24 protein-coding genes are annotated in these 19,116 nt (G+C 62.9%); 12 read left to right on the forward strand and 12 right to left on the reverse strand.

Going from position 1 to position 19,116, the window contains the following annotated elements:
- Positions 1-2 precede the first annotated feature (2 nt).
- A complete protein-coding gene (locus ACP15D_RS04925; protein WP_424956437.1) occupies positions 3-542 on the reverse strand; it encodes a DUF6790 family protein in 540 nt (179 codons plus the stop codon).
- 212 nt (positions 543-754) lie between these two features.
- Between ACP15D_RS04925 and ACP15D_RS04930 the strand changes: the two genes are divergently transcribed.
- From ACP15D_RS04930 to ACP15D_RS04940, 3 genes are all read left to right on the forward strand, one after another.
- A complete protein-coding gene (locus tag ACP15D_RS04930) occupies positions 755-1,051 on the forward strand; it encodes a hypothetical protein (protein ID WP_424956438.1) in 297 nt (98 codons plus the stop codon).
- Between the two features lie 213 nt (positions 1,052-1,264).
- Positions 1,265-1,543, forward strand: coding sequence for a DUF1289 domain-containing protein (locus tag ACP15D_RS04935; protein WP_424956439.1), 279 nt, complete (start codon positions 1,265-1,267; stop codon positions 1,541-1,543).
- A 266-nt stretch (positions 1,544-1,809) separates the two neighbouring features.
- Complete coding sequence (locus tag ACP15D_RS04940) at positions 1,810-2,304, forward strand: histidine kinase (protein ID WP_424956440.1); 495 nt, start codon at positions 1,810-1,812, stop codon at positions 2,302-2,304.
- Between the two features lie 80 nt (positions 2,305-2,384).
- Here ACP15D_RS04940 and ACP15D_RS04945 read toward each other — a convergent pair whose 3' ends face one another.
- Both ACP15D_RS04945 and ACP15D_RS04950 read right to left on the reverse strand, forming a co-directional pair.
- Complete coding sequence (locus ACP15D_RS04945; RefSeq protein WP_424959172.1) at positions 2,385-3,338, reverse strand: hypothetical protein; 954 nt, start codon at positions 3,336-3,338, stop codon at positions 2,385-2,387.
- Between the two features lie 190 nt (positions 3,339-3,528).
- Positions 3,529-4,218, reverse strand: coding sequence for a helix-turn-helix transcriptional regulator (locus tag ACP15D_RS04950; protein ID WP_424956441.1), 690 nt, complete (start codon positions 4,216-4,218; stop codon positions 3,529-3,531).
- Positions 4,219-4,305: 87 nt separating this feature from the next.
- On the opposite strand from ACP15D_RS04950, the gene ACP15D_RS04955 reads away from it, so the two are divergent.
- Together ACP15D_RS04955 and uvrA are read left to right on the forward strand one after the other, a co-directional pair.
- Entirely contained in the window at positions 4,306-5,031 is a 726-nt protein-coding gene (locus ACP15D_RS04955; RefSeq protein WP_424956442.1) for a glutathione S-transferase family protein, read from the forward strand.
- Positions 5,032-5,196: 165 nt separating this feature from the next.
- Positions 5,197-8,166, forward strand: a complete 2,970-nt coding sequence (gene uvrA / locus ACP15D_RS04960; protein ID WP_424956443.1) for an excinuclease ABC subunit UvrA — start codon at positions 5,197-5,199, stop codon at positions 8,164-8,166.
- Positions 8,167-8,363: 197 nt separating this feature from the next.
- Here the strand turns inward: uvrA and ACP15D_RS04965 are convergent, their stop codons facing one another.
- Positions 8,364-9,602, reverse strand: a complete 1,239-nt coding sequence (locus tag ACP15D_RS04965) for a three-Cys-motif partner protein TcmP (RefSeq protein ID WP_424956444.1) — start codon at positions 9,600-9,602, stop codon at positions 8,364-8,366.
- A 3-nt stretch (positions 9,603-9,605) separates the two neighbouring features.
- Positions 9,606-10,403 carry a phage Gp37/Gp68 family protein gene (locus ACP15D_RS04970; RefSeq protein WP_424956445.1) on the reverse strand — a complete coding sequence of 266 codons (798 nt, stop codon included), beginning with the start codon at positions 10,401-10,403 and terminating at the stop codon, positions 9,606-9,608.
- Positions 10,404-10,885: 482 nt separating this feature from the next.
- Here ACP15D_RS04970 and ACP15D_RS04975 point away from each other — a divergent pair, with 482 nt between their 5' ends.
- Both ACP15D_RS04975 and ACP15D_RS04980 read left to right on the forward strand, forming a co-directional pair.
- Positions 10,886-11,068 (forward strand): hypothetical protein, encoded by a 183-nt coding sequence (locus tag ACP15D_RS04975; RefSeq protein WP_424956446.1) that lies wholly within the window; start codon positions 10,886-10,888, stop codon positions 11,066-11,068.
- Between the two features lie 93 nt (positions 11,069-11,161).
- Entirely contained in the window at positions 11,162-12,124 is a 963-nt protein-coding gene (locus tag ACP15D_RS04980; protein WP_424956447.1) for a rhodanese-related sulfurtransferase, read from the forward strand.
- Between the two features lie 43 nt (positions 12,125-12,167).
- On the opposite strand, the gene ACP15D_RS04985 is transcribed toward ACP15D_RS04980, so the two are convergent.
- Complete coding sequence (locus ACP15D_RS04985; RefSeq protein WP_424956448.1) at positions 12,168-12,584, reverse strand: DUF7282 domain-containing protein; 417 nt, start codon at positions 12,582-12,584, stop codon at positions 12,168-12,170.
- Between the two features lie 326 nt (positions 12,585-12,910).
- Between ACP15D_RS04985 and ACP15D_RS04990 the strand changes: the two genes are divergently transcribed.
- Complete coding sequence (locus ACP15D_RS04990; protein ID WP_424956449.1) at positions 12,911-13,102, forward strand: hypothetical protein; 192 nt, start codon at positions 12,911-12,913, stop codon at positions 13,100-13,102.
- A 27-nt stretch (positions 13,103-13,129) separates the two neighbouring features.
- Here the strand turns inward: ACP15D_RS04990 and ACP15D_RS04995 are convergent, their stop codons facing one another.
- Both ACP15D_RS04995 and ACP15D_RS05000 read right to left on the reverse strand, forming a co-directional pair.
- Positions 13,130-13,693: a DinB family protein gene (locus tag ACP15D_RS04995; protein WP_424956450.1), complete on the reverse strand. Its 564-nt coding sequence runs from the start codon at positions 13,691-13,693 to the stop codon at positions 13,130-13,132.
- Positions 13,694-13,765: 72 nt separating this feature from the next.
- Positions 13,766-14,023, reverse strand: a complete 258-nt coding sequence (locus ACP15D_RS05000; protein ID WP_424956451.1) for a hypothetical protein — start codon at positions 14,021-14,023, stop codon at positions 13,766-13,768.
- Between the two features lie 164 nt (positions 14,024-14,187).
- Between ACP15D_RS05000 and ACP15D_RS05005 the strand changes: the two genes are divergently transcribed.
- Positions 14,188-14,784: an HXXEE domain-containing protein gene (locus ACP15D_RS05005; RefSeq protein ID WP_424956452.1), complete on the forward strand. Its 597-nt coding sequence runs from the start codon at positions 14,188-14,190 to the stop codon at positions 14,782-14,784.
- Positions 14,785-14,849: 65 nt separating this feature from the next.
- Here ACP15D_RS05005 and ACP15D_RS05010 read toward each other — a convergent pair whose 3' ends face one another.
- Positions 14,850-15,239 (reverse strand): hypothetical protein, encoded by a 390-nt coding sequence (locus tag ACP15D_RS05010; RefSeq protein WP_424956453.1) that lies wholly within the window; start codon positions 15,237-15,239, stop codon positions 14,850-14,852.
- A 132-nt stretch (positions 15,240-15,371) separates the two neighbouring features.
- Between ACP15D_RS05010 and ACP15D_RS05015 the strand changes: the two genes are divergently transcribed.
- Entirely contained in the window at positions 15,372-15,860 is a 489-nt protein-coding gene (locus ACP15D_RS05015; protein ID WP_424956454.1) for a hypothetical protein, read from the forward strand.
- A gap of 246 nt (positions 15,861-16,106) precedes the next feature.
- Entirely contained in the window at positions 16,107-17,168 is a 1,062-nt protein-coding gene (locus ACP15D_RS05020) for a hypothetical protein (RefSeq protein ID WP_424956455.1), read from the forward strand.
- Positions 17,169-17,180: 12 nt separating this feature from the next.
- Here the strand turns inward: ACP15D_RS05020 and ACP15D_RS05025 are convergent, their stop codons facing one another.
- Positions 17,181-17,861 (reverse strand): L,D-transpeptidase, encoded by a 681-nt coding sequence (locus ACP15D_RS05025; protein ID WP_424956456.1) that lies wholly within the window; start codon positions 17,859-17,861, stop codon positions 17,181-17,183.
- 198 nt (positions 17,862-18,059) lie between these two features.
- Here ACP15D_RS05025 and ACP15D_RS05030 point away from each other — a divergent pair, with 198 nt between their 5' ends.
- Complete coding sequence (locus ACP15D_RS05030; protein ID WP_424956457.1) at positions 18,060-18,185, forward strand: hypothetical protein; 126 nt, start codon at positions 18,060-18,062, stop codon at positions 18,183-18,185.
- An 86-nt stretch (positions 18,186-18,271) separates the two neighbouring features.
- Here the strand turns inward: ACP15D_RS05030 and ACP15D_RS05035 are convergent, their stop codons facing one another.
- Entirely contained in the window at positions 18,272-18,721 is a 450-nt protein-coding gene (locus ACP15D_RS05035; RefSeq protein WP_424956458.1) for a MaoC family dehydratase, read from the reverse strand.
- An 11-nt stretch (positions 18,722-18,732) separates the two neighbouring features.
- On the reverse strand, positions 18,733-19,026 hold the full coding sequence (locus tag ACP15D_RS05040; RefSeq protein WP_072374491.1) for a hypothetical protein: 294 nt from the start codon (positions 19,024-19,026) through the stop codon (positions 18,733-18,735).
- Positions 19,027-19,116: the final 90 nt, after the last annotated feature.

Consider the following 19,116-nt stretch of genomic DNA (forward strand, 5'->3'; position numbering starts at 1 on the left):
GATCACCCGTAAGCCTTGCCAGCGCCGCCGGGTATACCGGACCCGTCCGTCGAACGTTTGAACCACAAAAGCGCAAAGCCGATGACCGGCAGCAGAATATCCGAATAGAGCATCACGCCGGCATTGCCTGGCGCCATGTTCCCCGTCTCCGCGATGTTGCGGATGTGCCCGATCGCAGCGCCCCATTGGAAAAGCGCCGGCCCGAGGATTGCCGCCAGCCGCACCATGCAGTTGCCCTTGAAAGCGAGCAGCCCCACCGCCGCGAAACCGAGACTTGCATAACCCACCTCGGCCTGGAACGGGCTGTTTGCCCACCCGATGAAGCTTGCCGCCACATCGCCGAAGAACACGTGGACCACGAAGTTGTAGAAGTAGGCGATCGCCACTGTGAACAAGATGAAGTAGGCGAGCAGCTCTTCCGCCACGTTGTCCAGCGCAAAGCCCCCCGGCTTCAACGCCATCGCGATCAGCGCCGCGACGACGCCGAGCACGAAGAACGTCAGCGTGAAGTTGCTCATCGCCAGTCGAATGAGCTCACCCATGTGAACCTCTGTTACTAATAGATTTATCTGCACCGCAACATAGTTCCGCGGTTCCTAAGACCGCGTGTGCGGAACGAGAGTTTACAAAATTTCAATTCCAAATTTTGCAACGATATAGCCTTGCCGTCCCGGCATCACGGAACCATTTTCCCTTCAGCCCTGCCGACAGAAGCAGGTGCTGATGGACGACAGCAACCCAATCGGAGGAAGCAATGAAGGTTCTCACCGCCGTAGCAACCGCAGCGTTTGCTCTCGCCCTTGCCGGACCCGCAGCCGCGGCCGTCACGGTCAAGAACACATCTGCCGGCGAGTTCACAGTCGGCGTCGATCTCGGAAACTCGGAGAAGGTGGAGACAATAGCCGCCGGCAAGGAGATCAAGGTCGACTGCCCTGAAGGCTGCGGCATCACTGGCCCCTGGGGCTTCTCCTGGAAGGTCAAGGGAGATGATGTCATCAGCTCCAACGGCGCGTCACTGATCTCCGTCCAGGAGCCCGCCGAGAAGAAGTAACGAATTGCTCTTCTTGCGGGCGATGTTTGCGCCCGCAGGCCGCGGAACCCGTCTTCCGCGGCCTTTTTTCTGGCGCGATACGATCGGGCCTAGCGCCGAGGCGACCGATCTACACATGCGCATGCCTAGACGCCTTTCGCGCGACCGCTCGCGTGCCTATGTCAGTCGCACAGACCGCAAGCTCGCCTTTCGATTGGCACCAGCCCTGGCCGCATGAAAATCCCCTCCCCCTGCATCGACGTCTGCAAGTTCAAGAATGCCGGCCATTGCATCGGCTGCGGCATGACGGAGAAGCAGAAGAAGAAGTTCAAGCGGCAGGACGGCAAGAAGGCCAAGCGCCGGTTCATCGGATACATGCGCGCCCAGCAGCTTCAGATCGGGCTCGAAGCCAATTGGGAGCGCGCCTACCGCCGCCGCTGCCGGAAGAAGAGCCTGGACTGCCCCCTCGATCACCCCTCATTGGCGAGCTCGCCCGCGCTTGCCGAGAGCTGAGCACCGGTCTCAGCAAACTCCGAACATGGCCCGCAACACGCCGAAACAATCGAAACACTGCGAAACCAATCGCCCGTTTTCGAGCATATCGCCGCCGCACTAGAGTTCGCCTGCGCGCCCAATAAGGCTCGTCTCGCTTCCGCTACGAACCGACGGACAATATGCATAGACGCTCCTCGCATCGCGCCATGTCTGCGCTGATCAAGCACGGCACGGCACTACCTCTCCTCGCGTCATTGCTTGGATGCGCACCCATCGGAGGACCCATGGGGGGTAACGCCGGTCCCGGCCAAAACGTGAGCGAAGCCGATCGCATGTTTGTCATGGCCGCGAACACGTGGGACCGCAACCACGACGGCCAGGTCACCTGCGGCGAGTGGCAGGCCTACGTGATCGAACTCGTAGCCACCGTGGACAAATCGAAGGACGGTGCGCTGAGCGAGGAGGAGTTTGCAAAGCTCGTGCAAACGGACCGCCTGTTTGCCACAGCCGGATTCAAATATTGGGACACCAACAAGGATAGCAAAGTCACCCGTCCCGAAATGCTCGAGCACACCAACCCGGCATTCACTCTGCTGGATCGCGACACCGATTGCGTTCTGACATCGACGGAACTTTCCGCTGCCCGCTCGATACAGAGCTCGGCTGGAGGCGGTGGCGGACCGCCGGGCGGCGGTGGCCCCGGACGCGGCGGCCCTGGTGGCGGATCCGGGAGTTCTCCAGACATGGGCGGAGGCTCCAGCAGCTCCTGGCCGAACTGACCCACCCCATGAAAGCATCGAATGCCCCGAGCAGTTCCACCGCGAGGCAACCTCACGCATGGGTACGCTCGCACGTCCCTTCAACGTGCGCAGATCGGCGTCGGCCGCGAAGGTGGCGCGGGGTGAGCTTTCTCATAACGCGCAACGACCGGCTCCAGCTGCTCTTTCGCCCAGAACCTCGGCGCGCCGATAGCCGCCAGACACGACGCATTCCAATATGCCCCGCTGGCCGACAAAGGCGACTTCGCCTTCACAGCCTTCGCGACCGCTTCGATGTCGCGCGATTCCGGATAGATGTAGAGCGTCGCCGCTTTCTCCTTCAGCATGCCGACGATGCGCGCAGCATCGCCCGGTGACCAGCTCGTGCAGCCGCTGCTCCGCCCGTCGGAATAGTTCTCGATCACACCCAACGGCACGAAGCCTTTGGGGTCGGCGTATGGACTGTCCGGCTTCTTGCTCAGGCATGCCTTTCGCAGCAGCACGGCCGCATGTCCGCCGATCTCGCGCTTTCGTGCATTGGCCGTCTCGCCTTCTCCATCGAACTGCACGAACGAGCGCATCAGCGGTGCATGTTGTCCGCCGGGCCTGCGGTAATAACCTTTGAATGACGTGGTCTGCTCGCTCGTCACATAAGCGCCGCCCGCCGTCAGGCTGGAACTCATGGCGTTGCCGAAATTGCGCGCGCACACCTTGCCGTTGGAAAAGTCCGCAATGCCCAGCAGACGACGCCCGCCACCATGGCCCGCGGAAATCGCCTCGAACGACCGCTTCGCTTCGCAGATGATATAGAACCGCCGCCCCAGTTGCCCATTGCTCAACTTGCTCGGGCGCGTCGCGTCCATGGCGAAGTAACAGGGGTTGCTCGCCGTCCCCGCGCGCATCTTCCGCAGATAGAGCGCCCGCGCACGCTCCAGCACTACGGGAGCGATCTGCCCATCATTGTAGCCGACGTGGGCACGCAACCAGGCGGGTACACCTGTCAGCGGGTCGGCCGCATAACAACCGCTCGACCAGACGAGCGCCGCGGCAGCCATGATCAGTTCACCGGCGATGTGATCGAGATGGCGCGTTCGTGACGGCAAGAGCAAAAATCCCCTCAAGAGCTCCCTCGCTGAACCATTTACGCGGGCTTTGGACAGTGATCCCACGCACTTGGGCGGCTCATTGTGGCATCGAAATGGTGTCATCCCAAACCCACGCCGCCGGGTCATTGCGACACCTCGATCAGCATGCACCATCGATCGTCGACCGCCACCGCGCCAGCAGCTTGGCGCGCGACCCCGGGTATCGTTGTGCGGAAATTTCCGCGCGGCGCACGCGATCGGTACGGAAGTGGCGGAAATCATCGCGCAATTCGCACCACGCGACGACGATACGCGACATCTCAAAGTATCCCAGCGCCAACGGCCAGATCACGCGCTCCGTCGGCCGCCCCTTCTCGTCCGCGTAGGCGATGGCCACCTTGCGGCAATTGCGGATCGCCGCCCGCAGCGAGGCCACATCGATGGTCTCGTCCGGCAACCGGGCCTGATACCGAGGCACGTCGACCGCCGGTTCCAGCAACACGGGCTTCAGGTGGACCGGCAGCATTTGACCGATCTTGGCGACGACATCGGCCGCCGCCCGCGCCAGCGAAGCATCGCCCCGCGCTTCCACCCAGCGCAACCCAACGAGCATCGCCTCGATCTCGTCGGCATTGAACATCAATGGCGGCAGGTCGTAGCCGTCGCCCAGCACGTAGCCGATGCCGGCTTCGCCGCGGATCGGCACACCCTCGTCGATCAGCCCGGCAATGTCGCGATAGACGGTGCGCTGGCACACCTCCAACTCGTCGGCAATAGCTATCGCCGTCACCGGCCTGCGGTGACGACGCAATATCTGCAGCAATCGAAGGAGCCGGTCTGCGCGCGCCATGAATGACTAACTGCCAGAACACTACTGACCACTGTTGTCAGTAGCATGTCAGTACGGTCTGGGCAGCAAAACTCAAACAGGTGCCCGATGATCACGTTATATGCCTTTGGCCCGCGTTTCGGTCTGCCTGACTCCAGCCCCTTCGTCACCAAGGCCGAAGTGCTGCTGAAAATGTCAGGTCTGCCCTACCGCGTCGACACCACCGGGTTCCGCAAGGCTCCCAAGGGCAAGCTGCCCTACATTGAGAATGACGGCCTCCTCGTCGCCGACTCGACCTTCATCCGCCTCCACCTTCAGCGCCACCACGAGATTGATTTCGACGCTGGCCTCACCCCGTCCGAGCGCGCCACCGCCTGGGCCTTCGAGAAAATGTGCGAGGATCACCTTTACTTCGCGCTGGTGCACGCCCGCTGGATGATCGACGAGAACTTCGACATCGGCCCGCGCCATTTCTTCGACACCGCGCCCGCTCCCCTGCGTCCGCTCATCTGCGCCCTGGTCCGTCGCGAGGTTCGCCGCAACCTGAAAGGCCATGGCATCGGCCGCCACACCGAAGACGAGATCTGCCAGCTCGCCGTCCGCGACCTCGGGGCCATCGCCGACTTCCTCGGCGACAAACCCTATCTGATGGGCCCGCGGCCCTGCGGCGCCGACGCGACCATCTTTGCCTTTGTTGCCGCCGCTCTGGCCCCCTGCTTCAAGACCCCGATCCGCACCGCCGCCGAGTTGCAGGAGAACCTCGTCGCCTACCGCGACCGCATGATGCAGCAGTATTATCCGGCCCTGGCAGCCGGGACCGCCAAGGCGGCCTGACCGCCGGCCGGCCGGCAAGCGCGACAGTTGCGGCGCTTTCGCCAGGCCCCGCCCGACATTATCTATGGGCCAGTATCTATGGGGCGGCTGGCCGCGCCGGCCCGTCCCATTTTCCCCCGTTCCCGGCAATTGCTGCCCTTCTCGGCGTCGGTTAGACAAGTCTCCATGGCCAAACCCCCTAAGACGCCCGCCGCCCCGTCGTTGATGAAAACCATCCACGTCCGCGGCGCGCGCGAGCACAATCTCAAGAACGTCGACCTGGAGATCCCGCGCGACGCCCTCGTCGTGTTCACGGGCCTGTCCGGCTCGGGCAAGTCCTCGCTCGCCTTCGACACCATCTATGCCGAGGGCCAGCGCCGCTACGTCGAAAGCCTTTCCGCCTACGCGCGCCAGTTCCTCGAGATGATGCAGAAGCCGGACGTCGACCACATCGACGGCCTGTCGCCCGCCATCTCCATCGAGCAGAAGACGACGTCGAAGAACCCGCGCTCCACCGTCGGCACCGTCACCGAAATCTATGACTACTTGCGCCTGCTGTTTGCACGCGTCGGCGTGCCCTATTCGCCCGCCACCGGCCTCCCCATCGAAAGCCAGACCGTCTCGCAGATGGTCGACCGCGTGCTCGCCCTGCCCGAAGGCACGCGCATCTACCTGATGGCGCCCATCGCCCGCGGCCGCAAAGGCGAGTTCAAGAAGGAGCTGGCCGAGCTGCAGAAGAAGGGCTTCCAGCGCGTCAAGATCAACGGCACCTTCTACGAGATCGCCGACGCCCCCAAGCTCGACAAGAAATTCAAGCACGACATCGAGGTCGTCATCGACCGCCTCGTCGTGCGCGCCGACATCTCAAAGCGCCTCGCCGACAGCTTCGAGACCGCGCTCAACCTCGTCGAGGAGCAGGTTGCCGTCGTCGAGTTCGCCGACAAGCCGCTGCCCGCCTCCGAGACTAAGGGCGCCAACAAGTCGAAGAACGAGACGCACGAGCGCGTCATCTTCTCGGCGCGCTTCGCCTGCCCCGTCTCCGGCTTCACCATCGACGAGATCGAGCCGCGCCTCTTCTCGTTCAACGCCCCCGCCGGCGCCTGCCCCACCTGCGACGGCCTCGGCACTGAACTGCAGTTCGAGCCCGACCTCGTCGTGCCCAACGCCGACCTGTCGCTCAGCGAAGGCGCCATCGTCCCGTGGGCCAAGACCGGCGCCTCCTCGCCCTACTACGAGCAGACGCTGGAAAGCCTCACCAAGCACTTCGACGTGTCGATGGAGACGCCCTGGAACAAGCTGCCCAAGCACGTGCAGCTGGCGCTCCTCTACGGCACCGGCGAGGACGAGATCACCTTCACCTATTTCGACGGCACCCGTAACTACAAGACCGTCAAAGCCTTCGAAGGCGTCATCGGCAACATCGAGCGCCGCTGGCGCGAAACGGACTCCGACTGGGTGCGCGAAGAACTCGAGCGCTACCAGGGCTCGCACCCGTGCGAAGCCTGCGGCGGCTATCGCCTCAAGCCGCAAGCGCTCGCCGTCAAGGTCAACGGCCGCCACATCGGCGAAGTCACCGACATGTCGATCAAGGCGGCCAACCAGTGGTTCGCCGAGCTGCCGGAGACGCTGACCAAGCAGCAGAACGAGATCGCCACGCGCATCCTCAAGGAGATCCGCGAGCGCCTGCAGTTCCTCAACGACGTCGGCCTCGAATATCTCACCCTCTCGCGCTCGTCCGGCACCTTGTCCGGCGGCGAAAGCCAGCGCATCCGCCTCGCCTCGCAGATCGGCTCCGGCCTCACCGGCGTGCTCTACGTGCTCGACGAGCCCTCCATCGGCCTGCACCAGCGCGACAACGACCGCCTGCTCGGCACGCTCAAGCACCTGCGCGACATCGGCAACACCGTCATCGTCGTCGAGCACGACGAGGACGCCATCATGCAGGCCGACCACGTCGTCGACATTGGCCCCGGCGCCGGCATCCACGGCGGCGAGGTCATCGCCCAGGGCACGCCCGCCGAGATCATGGCCAACCCCAAGAGCCTCACCGGGCAATACCTCTCCGGCGAGCGCCAGGTGCCGCTACCCAAGCAGCGCCGCCAGCCGCAGAAGGGCCGCTTCCTGCGCGTCGTCGGCGCCACCGAGAACAACCTGCAGGACGTCACCGCCGACATCCCCCTCGGCCTGTTCACCTGCGTCACCGGCGTATCGGGCTCGGGCAAATCCTCGCTCATCATCGACACGCTGTTTGCCGCCGCCGCCCGCAAGCTCAACGGCGCGCGCATCCACGCCGGCGCCCACAAGCGCATCGAGGGCCTCGAACATCTCGACAAGGTCATCGACATCGACCAGTCGCCCATCGGCCGCACGCCGCGCTCCAACCCGGCGACCTACACCGGCGCCTTCACACCCATCCGCGACTGGTTCGCCGGCCTGCCCGAAGCCAAGGCGCGCGGCTACGGCCCGGGCCGCTTCTCCTTCAACGTCAAGGGCGGCCGCTGCGAAGCCTGCCAGGGCGACGGCGTCATCAAGATCGAGATGCACTTCCTGCCCGACGTCTACGTCACCTGCGACGTCTGCAAGGGCAAGCGCTACAACCGCGAGACGCTGGAGATCACCTACCGCGAGAAGTCCATCGCCGACGTGCTCGACATGACCGTCGAGGAAGGCGCCAAGTTCTTCTCCGCCGTGCCCTCCATTCGCGACAAGATGGAAACGCTCGCCCGCGTCGGCCTCGGCTACATCAAGATCGGCCAGCAGGCGACGACGCTGTCGGGCGGCGAGGCCCAGCGCATCAAGCTGTCGAAGGAGCTGTCACGCCGCGCCACCGGCCGCACGCTCTACATCCTGGACGAGCCGACCACGGGCCTGCACTTCCACGACGTCGCCAAGCTGTTGGAGGTGCTGCACGAGCTGGCCGACGCCGGCAACACCGTCGTCGTCATCGAGCACAATCTGGAAGTGATCAAGACCGCCGACTGGGTCATCGACATGGGCCCGCAGGGCGGCGACGGCGGCGGCCGCGTCGTAGCCGAAGGCACCCCAGAAACCATCGCCGCGACCAAGGAAAGCCACACCGGCCACTACCTCAAGCCCATCATGGCCCGCGCCGCGCCAAGCCCCGCCAAGCGGGCCCGCAAACAAGCCGCGGAGTAACGCTTTCCCTCCGGCTGTATTGCGGAGTCCAGGAGCGACGATCAAGCTCAACTTGGGAGGTGACCAACAAGGAGGGACAGCGAGTTCGCCCCTCACCTTAAAGCGGACGAACGGATTCGCTGGCAGCAAGATTAGCCGGCAGAGCCTTCACCAGAGGATCGGGCGCGTTCCGAAACCAAGCAATAGAACCCGACGGGCTACTTCGATCCGAGAAAGATGGGAAAGAACGTGCGCTGCCGCTTCATGCGGAGGGTATCGTTGGCGCGGATTGTGTTTGGAACCCTGCGCACTCCGCCGGTCTCCGTGAGGACTTCAAGGTCCGTGTTTTCAACCATTGCGGCGTGGATGTCGTCAGTATGGTTGGGCGTCATATTGTAGATACTGCCATAGAACTCGCCCACCGATATGGCATCGCCAAAATCGGTAACGACGCGGGGGATGTCCTCCAGCAATTGCTGCTTGGCGAGAGTGCGACCGGAGACATCGAACAGGTAGAGCGACCCTTCGTGTGATGGATCGAACGAAAGCATGTTGAGGCCGGAGCGGCCGAAGTGTGCTTGCATGCTGCTGTTCTGGTGCAGGACGTTGTTGTATTCCTGGCGGGCGCGGTAGTTGTTGGCCATATGAATCAGCCAATAGCGCCAGCCATCGGGATTGTTGATCGAGAACGGGCTCACGAACTGGGCGCAATCGCCGAAGCGGTCAAAGACTAGACGTTCGGCGGCCCCCAGCCATTCCGTGCGGCTCATGAGCTGTTCAAGCTTTGAAAGGTCCGCACCAGCGCCGAGGAACGCCAATTGTTTGGCGAGCGCGGCAGGGTCGCTCTTACGCAAAAACGCAATCAGCGATGAAATGCCGAACGTGTAGAAGATCTCGGCCGAGTTAAAGGCCACGCTGATCTCCCGCAGCGTGGTCAAATTGACGTCGCTGTGCGCGTACTGGTCGAGGTTGAAGAGAGCGCTCTGGTAGCGGCCTTGCTTTAGACTGGCCTTGATGTCCGGGAACAGGCTTTCAAAATCCTGCTCATAATAGACGCGCTGAATGTGCAGTTGCGGCACCTCAGCCCGAATAGCGGCTAGGATCGGCTCCACATGGCTGCGCAGGATAGCGATTGTACCCGGCTCGGCGTCATTCAGGATGAGGAAGCACTCGATGTCGATCGGCGCCATGCCGTCGGCCTTACGCTTGACGTTGAAGCTTTCCGCCGCCAGCCGTAGCTCTTCGATAAATATCAGTGGGGACCCGGCCGCACCGCACATGTAGCGGCCGCCACCTGAAAACGCGTCAATGATGGCCAGGCGGAATTTGGTTTGCTGCGGATAAACGCAGCGAACGGCCAGGTAGCGCGCAAAATACTCTCGCAAAATTTTGTGCTTGCGGCGCGTGTGGTCTTCGAGTGGGACGCCGTTTTCCCAATCGTAGCGCTTGGCGACCATCGCTCACCCCAGACCGTTGGCGCCCGGGGTGGTCAGGCTACGCGGCATGTCATCCCAGGTTTTGCCGCGATAGACCCGTCCGTTAGCCTTCTTGGATCGCTTCTTGTTGTCCTTGCCCCATGTGCCCCACTGTTTGAAGAAGAACGCCGTATTGTGCTGGAGGCATTGTTCATAGACTTCATCGATCCATTCCTCCCGGATCGGGCGCGCGAGCCGCCCGCTTTCGCCGCCTACGATGGCCCAATGGATGCCGGCAAGATCGATGTCTCCGATCGGGCCGATGAGCGGTTCGAAGGAGATAAACCTTATGGCTGCGGGGACTGTCTTCAACGCCTCTGCCCTGGCGACATGATCGGCGTTCTCTATGCTTGTGCCCAGCCAAACATTGGGAACGATCTCTTTGACATGCTTGCGTACAAACGCGGCCATACGTTCAGGTCGCTTGGTCAGGATTTGATAGTGATGATGGGAGGTGCGTTTCATCACCGACCAAACCTCTTTGATGAACCTATCGCTGACGCCTTCATGGAAGAGGTCGCTCATCGAGTTCACGAAGATCTTTTTCGGCCGCTTCCAGCGAGCCGGGATTTCGAGGGCTGACCAGTCCTCGCGCACGATGCCTTTCCAGACGGCGCGCTTGCCGCTCTTTCTCGTCAGCCCGGCATACTTATCGATACCCATCGCTTCGAGGCGCCGTGCCATTTCCATCGCGTAGCAGTTGGTGCAGCCAGCGCTGATCACCGAGCATCCTGCGACGGGGTTCCAAGTAGCATCTGTCCATTCAATCTGTGTCTCGGACATTGTTGCAATCCCCGCTTCGGCCCCATCCAGATCAACAAGACAACCCGTGTGTACCAGAGTTCTGTCTCGTCGTGAATCGTGCGGCTCATGCGACCGTCCTGCCCGCGTGCTATCCTGTCCCCCCACAAACTTCTCCCCGCCCTCCCCGCGCCGCGCATACTTCCCTCATCCCGCCCCGCGGAGGGGTCGATCTCGAGGCGTTCCTGATCTGAGGGCGGGCTGCAGTGTCGGGTACACGCACGCTCACGCGGCGCGCGACTATCCGAGGCTCGCCGCACCCACCCGGTGAGAGTCCGGGAGCGGGAAACCGCTGAAATGCTGCGGGTATGCCCAAAATCCTGCGCGGGGCGGCAACCGCCGCTTCAATTACCAAAGATCAGCGGCGCTTCCCGCCCCGCAGCCCCTCTTCCCTCGCGCTAACCGGATCGGCCCCGCCGCCCCGGCCAATCGCGCATGCGCTCAGCACCAGCAAGGAGCCCCACATGACCGACGAGCACTTTCGCAGGACGCAACTGAAGCTCCGCAACGGCATGGCGCAAATGGCCCGCCGCAGACTGCGCGACATGCGCCGCCGCGCCACCCGCCCGCGCACCCTGCGCCTCAAGAAAGAAGCGCGCATCCTGAAGTCGCTCATCGCCGAGGCCCGCGCCGCGGGGCTCAGCTGAACGCGGCTGATAAGCGCTCCGCCGGCAAGGCTGACTCGCGCGGTCCTCCCACCGGGCTTCCAGTCCCAGCGCCCAGGCGATATGACAGGCGCCATGCAGAACCCTGACGAACCCATCCTGATTGCGGCGCTCTATAAGTTCGCCGCCCTCCCGGACTATGCGGACGCCCGCGCCTCGCTCGCCGCGCTATGCTGTGGCCAAGGCGTCAAGGGCACGCTGCTGCTGGCGCCCGAAGGCATCAACGGCACCATCGCCGGCACCGACGCCGCCATCAGCCGCGTGCTGGATCACATCCGCCAGCTGGTCGGCACCGCCGGGCTCGAGGTGAAATTCTCCCGAGCCGCTGAGCTCCCGTTCCACCGCATGAAGGTGCGCCTAAAGCGCGAGATCGTCACCATGGGCGCGCCGGGCATCGACCCGCGCCACAGCGTCGGCCGCTACGTCTCCCCCGTCGATTGGAACGCGCTGATCAGCGAGCCGGGCACCATCCTCATCGACACCCGCAACGACTATGAGGTTGCCGTCGGCACCTTCGAAGGCGCCATCAATCCGCAGACGAAGACTTTCCGCGAGTTCCCCGCCTGGTTCCGCGCCGAGCGCGAGCGCCTCATCGCCGCCGGCACCGAACCGAAGGTCGCAATGTTCTGCACCGGCGGCATCCGCTGCGAGAAATCGACCGCGTTCCTCAAGGCCGAGGGCGTCGACAAAGTCTATCACCTGCAGGGCGGCATCCTGCGCTACCTGGAGGAAGTCCCGCCCGAGCAAAGCAAGTGGCAGGGCGAGTGCTTCGTGTTCGACGAGCGCGTCACCGTCGGCCATGGACTGGAGCGCGGCAACTACGAGCTATGCCGCGCCTGCCGCCGCCCGCTCAGCGCCGACGACCGCACGTCCGAACTGTATGAAGAGGGCGTCAGTTGCCCCGCGTGTCATGGCGAGCGCACCGACGCGCAGCGCGCCCGCTACCGCGAGCGCCACCACCAGGAAACACTCGCCGCCGCCCGCGGCGAAACCCACGTCGGCGCCGTGCAGACGCACGCGGCCGACCGCGAGCTATAGCGCACACGGCCGGCCGACGTTTTCCCCGGAGGCCGCGCCCGGGCTAAAGTGCCTTGAAGCTTTGCTGTGCGCGCTCGTCAGCCTTGGAGAACGGCACCACAGCGTCGCCCTTGCCCTTGTCGACCATGGCCCAAAGCTGCGTGCCCGCTTCGGGCGCGTTGGTCAAAGGCACTTTGAGCTGACGATGATCGCCGGCCTTCAACTCGACAGAACCGAGCGCAGATGCGTCGGACATTTTCTCGGGATTGCCTGAGAAAATAGTCAGCTTGCCATCTTTCGGCAGGTACGCGTACGCGATCGACACCTCATCGTTCTTGAGCTGTTGGTCCAGCACCGTCACCGACGGCGGATACGGCGGCACTGTCTCCTGCGCATAATTCTGAGCGCCTGCATTCGGCACGATGGCGACAGCGGACATCAACACTGCGATTGCGGGGACAATGATCTGCATAGGCTTCATGATTGTTCTCGCGTTGGGGATTTGCGGACCACCGGCGCGGCTATGGCGCACCATTCGGCCCAGCAGTCTCGGCGGCCAATGAGATCTCGCACCGCAGCGCTGAGATCAGCTCGCCCTTCTGCATGAGAACGACCTGGGGCCGCAGCAAACCCGTTGCAAGGCCGCAAACTTTGCGCCGCGATCAAGCTCCTTCACGTCATCGCGAGATCGCCGTCCCGCAATCCGTTCGGGAACCAACAGCACAGCATCCGGATTTATTCCCTAGAACCAACGGAGCCTTACCATTCACCGCGCACATCGGAACGCCGCCCAACTCGGATGAAGACATGGATACGCCGCCAAAAGTCCTCGGCCCGTCACTGCGCCAGCTATTCGCGTCTATGATCCGCCGTCCGATGGGTTGGACTATGATTGACGCATTCACACGCCTCGAAGAGCGCGAGGAAGCCGCGCGTGACACCGAAGGCGACGACAGCCGTGGGCGCTCTAAAGGCGCCGATCACAACAAGCGCTCCTGACGCATGCCCGAAGTAGGTACTCGCGACTTACTTGCCCCACACGGTGGCTTCGCTCCACCCGAGCGCCGCGAACTCCTCCGCGCGCAGTGGAGCTTCAGCAACGGAAAAGAACTCATCGAGCTGCGGCGGCTTCACCTGGGTCCCCGAAAGCATGGCATGTGCGTGCCCGCGGTGATGTATCTGATGCTGAAACAAGTGCATCAGAAGCCGATCGCAACGCTCCGTCTGTACGCGATTACCCCGGTTAACGCGCACGACGGTGTTTAGCGCTGCATCGTCCAGCTTGTCGCAAACTGCAACTAAGCGCTCGTCCATCGACCGTTGCGCCGCAGTGAGTTCCGATAGTTGCGGATACGGCACGTCGGTGTTCCAAGCAGCTGGACCTAGCCACCCGCCCTCGAGCGCATCAATGTAGAACAGATCGACAATGTAGATATGGTTCAGCGTCGCCTGCAGGCTGGGAAAAAATGACGTACGCCGCGCCTCGAACTCCGCCTGCGTGAGCGCAGCGCATGCCGTCAGCAGGCGATGGTTGCACCACGCATTGTTGTAAGCGAACGCACGATACGTCTGCACCAAACTAGCGTTCATCATAGCCCATCAGCGAACATAATCTGCTTCGATCATACTCGCAGATTAGCACGGGCAAGACCGCTTGCACCCTCAGTACGGATCGGCGCGGTAGTAGCGGTAGCGCGGACGATCGTAATAGCCATTGTCGTACGGCGCGTACCGGCCATAGCGCCAATCGTCGTTGCTGCCCCAGCGACGCAGCTGTTCACGATCCTGGCGATCCAGCCAGCGACCCTGCCGCTCCTTGGCACGGGCGCCTTCAATGCCGGCAACCGAGTCCGCTCGCGCCACCGGTGGCACAAATGCAAGTGTAATTGCTGCTGCCGCAAGACCCAGTTTCAACTTCATGACCCATCTCCAACTTGCGCGTTAGATTCAACGATGGCGCTTACTAGCTAAACGTCCCGCGACCCACGCTGTTCCGCCCACCGCGCCCCGGAAACCCCCGGTACACCTCTTTGCTGCTAAGCTCAGATCCTCGGCCCCCCGACGCGCAAACCGTAGACAAACGCATGCCCCTTCTGACTTTCATCGCCAACAACTGGCAACGAGCCCTCCCTGCCCTCGCCATCGTCGGTGTCATCGCTTGGCTCGTAGCCTTTCACGCCGACCCCACAAGCGCGCGCGCGCTGTTTGCCGCCCTGCTCGTGATCTACATGGTGCACCAGACCGAGGAGCACCTGTGGCCCGGCGGCTTCCGCCAGTTCACCAATGCGCACCTGTTCAAGAGCGGTAATCCAGACTGGCCCGTAGATATCGACGGCGTGGCGCTGGTCAACATCGTCTACGTGTGGGTGCCGCTGGCGCTGGCGGTGATCTGGCCGGAAGAACTGCGCTGGATCGGACTGAGCTGGGTCGCGCTCACGCTGGTCAACGGGATCATCCACGTCGTCACGACGCTGCGTTTCCGCGTATACAATCCAGGGCTCGTCACATCGATTGTGATGTTCCTGCCCTTCACGCTCTATGTCCTCTACCACGAGGTGGCGACCGGCGCGCTTTCGGGCATTGAGGTCGCAGCGCTGCTTGTTGCCGGCGTGCTGCTGCACATTCCAGTCGCCGCGCTGTTCGTGGTGCCGTATCTGCATCGCCGCCAAGCGCACGCTTGAAATAAAATGGGCCATCCGCACTGCGGATGGCCCAGTCACTCAGTGGCAATACCAAACGCGTGTTATTAGTTCTTTTCGGCGCTGGTCGGCGGCAGGCTCTTCACCTCCGCCTCTGTCATCTTCAACGTGATGCGATCAGGCTGCACGGCCTCCAGGTTTCCGTTGTCGAGAAGCACGCGGCTCTCGCCAATACCCAGGAATCCGCCGACGTCGACATAGACGCTGTCACCCGAAATAGCAGCCACCTCGCCGACGTTCTTGCCGTCGCTCGAGTAGACGGCGCGTCCAATCCACGCCTCTGTGGGCTTCATGCTCGAGCCGACGTCCACGTTGATATCCACCGGACCGGCAGGCGTATCCACGCTAGCTCCCGGTGTGTTGACCTTGACGTCCGCCAGCGCAGCGCCGGCCGTGCCGAGCGCAAGGGTTGCAGCAAGAATGATGCGGCTGGTCATGTCACTCCTCCAAATTGTTGCGACCTGGAAACGCCGATCAACCGAACCCGTTCCATACGCCCGAGCGGCCCAAGCTGTGCTACGAAGAAGCGATTCCAGCCGTGCGGCGCCATATCCTGGAAACCAATCGAGATGTCGTCATCACAATTGTCCCTCCATGCCGCTAGCATCGGCTGCGGCAAAGCTGCGCTGCTGTCATTCGCCCTGATGTGCGGCGCGTGCTCGGGCATCGGCTCGCAGAACGGTGCCGCGACGCCAAATGACCCTGCCGCGTTGATGCCGACAGCTGACGCTGCCGTGCGCAACACACCCGTCGTCACGGGGCGACCCGCACGCGTCTTCGTGTTCGCTGGCCTCGGCGACAAATGCGAAACCCTCCCGGCCCCGCAGGTCACCGTCACGCATGCTCCGGCGAAGGGCGACGTTTCCTTCGTGCCCGGCCAAGAGACGACGATCGCCGCGTCTACGCAGGGCACCTGCACCGGCAAGAAGGCGACGGGAACAGGCGTCTACTACACAGCGCGCACAGGCCAGCAGGGAACGGACCGCTTTTCAGTGACGGCGCGCCTTGCTAGCGGCGAGACGGCGACACGCAATTTCGAAGTCCACATCGCCGAATAGGCCACCAGGGCCCGCGCGCATTTGGGAGATCGCGGTTTCGCCACGCATCAGCGTTAACATCGAACAGAGCATGCGACCGCACGACCGAAGCAAACAGCCGCACCAGATCGAGTTTAAAATTTAGCAACGTTGATAGTTGCCGATGCTCGCCCGGGCGCCCCTCGTGCTATTCAACGGCCTAACCTCATAACAGCAGCAGGTCTCATTCAGCGCATGCGAGCAACTTTGCCTCTCCGATCGACACTGATGCTTCTGGCTTCTCTTCTATTCGCAACGGCACACCTGTCGCTGCCGAGCGAAGCCGCAGCACTCACAAAAGAGCAGGTTGAGGCACAGTCCGCCTATGATTCCGCGCTCGCTGACTTCAACAAGGTGCTCGCCGAGCGCCGCGCGCAGATCGACGGCAAGAAGAAGCTACCGACGCGCCCCGGACAGGCGCTCTACCTCGCTCGCGTCAAGGTGATGTCGACCTACAAGGACCTCACCGACGCCATCCCCGAGCGCATCGGCCGGCCAAACAAGTTCAACGTCCCCCCTGCCTACTTCGATGCCGCCATCGAACCGCTGATCCAGGAGTACGCCGACCTGTTTCGCGTGCTGCAAGCCCCGCCCGCAAACGCGCAGGATTCAAAGACCCCCTTCAAGGACGTCGTCGATCTCGGCACTGTCATCGCCCGAGCCGAAGGTCTCAATCCGACGACCGCGCAGAAGGCCGGAGAGATTAGCCTTGGCCTGTTCTACGCCGAGACGAACGGCCGACAGAATATCGGCAACGCCCGCTCGAAGACCTACATGGGCAGCCTGCAGACCGGCACGTCGGAGAACGCTAAGGGCGCGCGCAAGTGGGCCGCAGTCAAAGCCAAGGTGCGCAAGCTGGACCCTCAGCTCGCCGCGCGCGACGACGCCGAGGAAAAGCGCGCTAAGGGTATCGACCAGCGCTACAATCACTGGATCGCGGTGCGTAACGGCCTGATGAACGCCCACGCCGATCTGTTCGGCCAGATCCCCGAGATCGTGAAAATGGTCCCCGACGATATCGACCAGATGAAGTTGTTCGAACTCATCCAGATCATCCCCACACCAACACGCGCCGCCCTCGCATCCGGCGACTTCGAGAACTATCGCATCACCGATCCGAAGATTATGGGCTACCTGCGCAACAACGCGGTATTCACCTTCGGCAAGAAGGACCGCGCCAAGAAGTCGGCGACCTACCGCGAGATCCTTGACGGCATGTGGCTGTTCGATGACAAGTTCAAGCGGGCACAGAAAAAGTACGAAGAGGTCAAAGCCGGGACCGCCGGCTAGTCACAGCGCGATCTAGTACGCCCAGCGATCGATATCGCTGCGCGGCAGATCGCGCGATCGCATCGACCGCAACTGCCGCCGATCTTCCCGAGGTCCTGACGACACAGAATAGCCGCCGCCGAAACGCTCCCACGTCACCGTCACTTTGGTGCCGACCGGAACGCGCGGATAAAGATCGAGCACGTCGCGGTTATACATACGGATGCAGCCCTTCGACGCCGCCGTACCAATCGTCCACGGCGCGTCAGTGCCATGAATGCGATACGCGCTGGAGCCGAGATAGAGCGCGCGCACGCCCAGCGGATTCATCGGATGTCCGCCCGGCACCCAACTCGGCAGCCGTGGATTTTCGCGCAGCATGTCCGGCGTCGGCCGCCAAGAGGGATTGACCCGCTTGCTCGTCACCTTGGTGATGCCCTGCCAACGGTCCTGCTCGCGCGGTATGGCGATGGGATAGCTGACCGCCTGGCCGGGTCGCGTGATGTAGTACAGTCGCCGGTCGCCGAAGCTGACGATGATCTGGTTGGCCGTGTACTTCGGATCGAAGCCGACGTTCTCGCGCCCACTTCCATCGCGATCCTGGCCGCCACCCCAATCCCAGAACAATTGGGCCGACGCAGGCTGCGCCGACGCCGCCAGCCACACCATGCAGCCCGACAGTCCCGCAATCGCACTACTGAGGAAGCGTGTCATCGCCTAATAGCCTCTAAGAGCACCCCTTTCCCCTTTGAGCCAACACTGTGGCAACAGCTAGTCGGCGCACGCAAAAGGCGGCATATCCGCGGCTCAGAGGGCTCAGAACGCGCATCTTTTCAGAGGCATCTTGCCTCCCCGGCGCCATCTCTAGTATGCAGCCGGTCAGAAACCGATTTTGCCTTCCAGGAGCACATGATGCCGACGCTGTCAGATTCCCGCCGCAAGAAGATCCAGGCCCGCCAGCGCAAGGCCGAGAACGAGAAGAAGCGCCTCGCAAAGATCGCCAAGAAAGAGCGCAACGATAAGACGGCAGCCGCCTGACCAGAACGGGCGGGCGGGGTGCCGTCACGACTGACGCCCTCGCCCCGCCGGCTTCCCCCCAATTGAACACCAGCGGTAGAGCGGAGTTACGTCACGCGTCGCGGCACCACCAGCTTCGACGTCAGCACCTGCACCACCTCGCCACGTTGATTGCGCGTCTCCGAGCGCACCGTGACGATGCCGCGATCAGGCTTCGATCGTGACGGCTTGATCTCCAGCACTTCGCTGAGCACCTGCAGCTCATCGCCCGGCCGCGTCGGGCGCGGCCAGACGATCTCGCCGCCCGCGCCGATCACACCCCCGGCAATCGGTGCGCCGCCCTCGACCAGGAGGCGCATCGTCACCGCGCCGGTATGCCAGCCGCTTGCCGCCAGTGCACCGAAAAGCGACTTTTTCGCCGCCTCATCATCGAGGTGGAACGGCTGCGGGTCATACGCAGCCGCAAATTGCTTTATCTCCTCCGCCGTCATCAGGTGCTTGCCGCTTTCGAAGCGCTGACCGACGGAGAGATCATCGAGATAGAGCCGGTTTGGCATCTCGGCTTCGATCAGGTCGGAAGCACGGAGCGCAGCTGATCCTCGTACTGCTTGACGGCAGCCAGAGCGCGCTCCTTCATGATGGACGCAGACGGACCGCCCTGCTCCGGCCGGAATCCCTCGATTGCCTTCTGTGCATTGGTGACGATGCGAGTGGCAGCATTCTGCGGATTGAGCTCGCGCAGCGTCATCGCCTGGAGCAGCTGGGTGAGGATCACACCGGTGGCCAGAACCATACCGTTCAGCTCGGCATTCTCGCGCTTGAGGCGCTCAATGGCGGCTTGCATCTCTTCATTGTTCGACATCGGGTCTCTCCGGACGCGGGGTTGCCTTTTGGGTCCCTCGCTATAGCAATGGATTCCGCGCCCCGCAGCGCCCCTCTTTGCGACACATGG

It is taken from the genome of Hyphomicrobium sp. 1Nfss2.1 (assembly GCF_965243865.1).
In the GTDB taxonomy this organism is placed as follows: Bacteria; Pseudomonadota; Alphaproteobacteria; order Rhizobiales; family Hyphomicrobiaceae; genus Hyphomicrobium_A.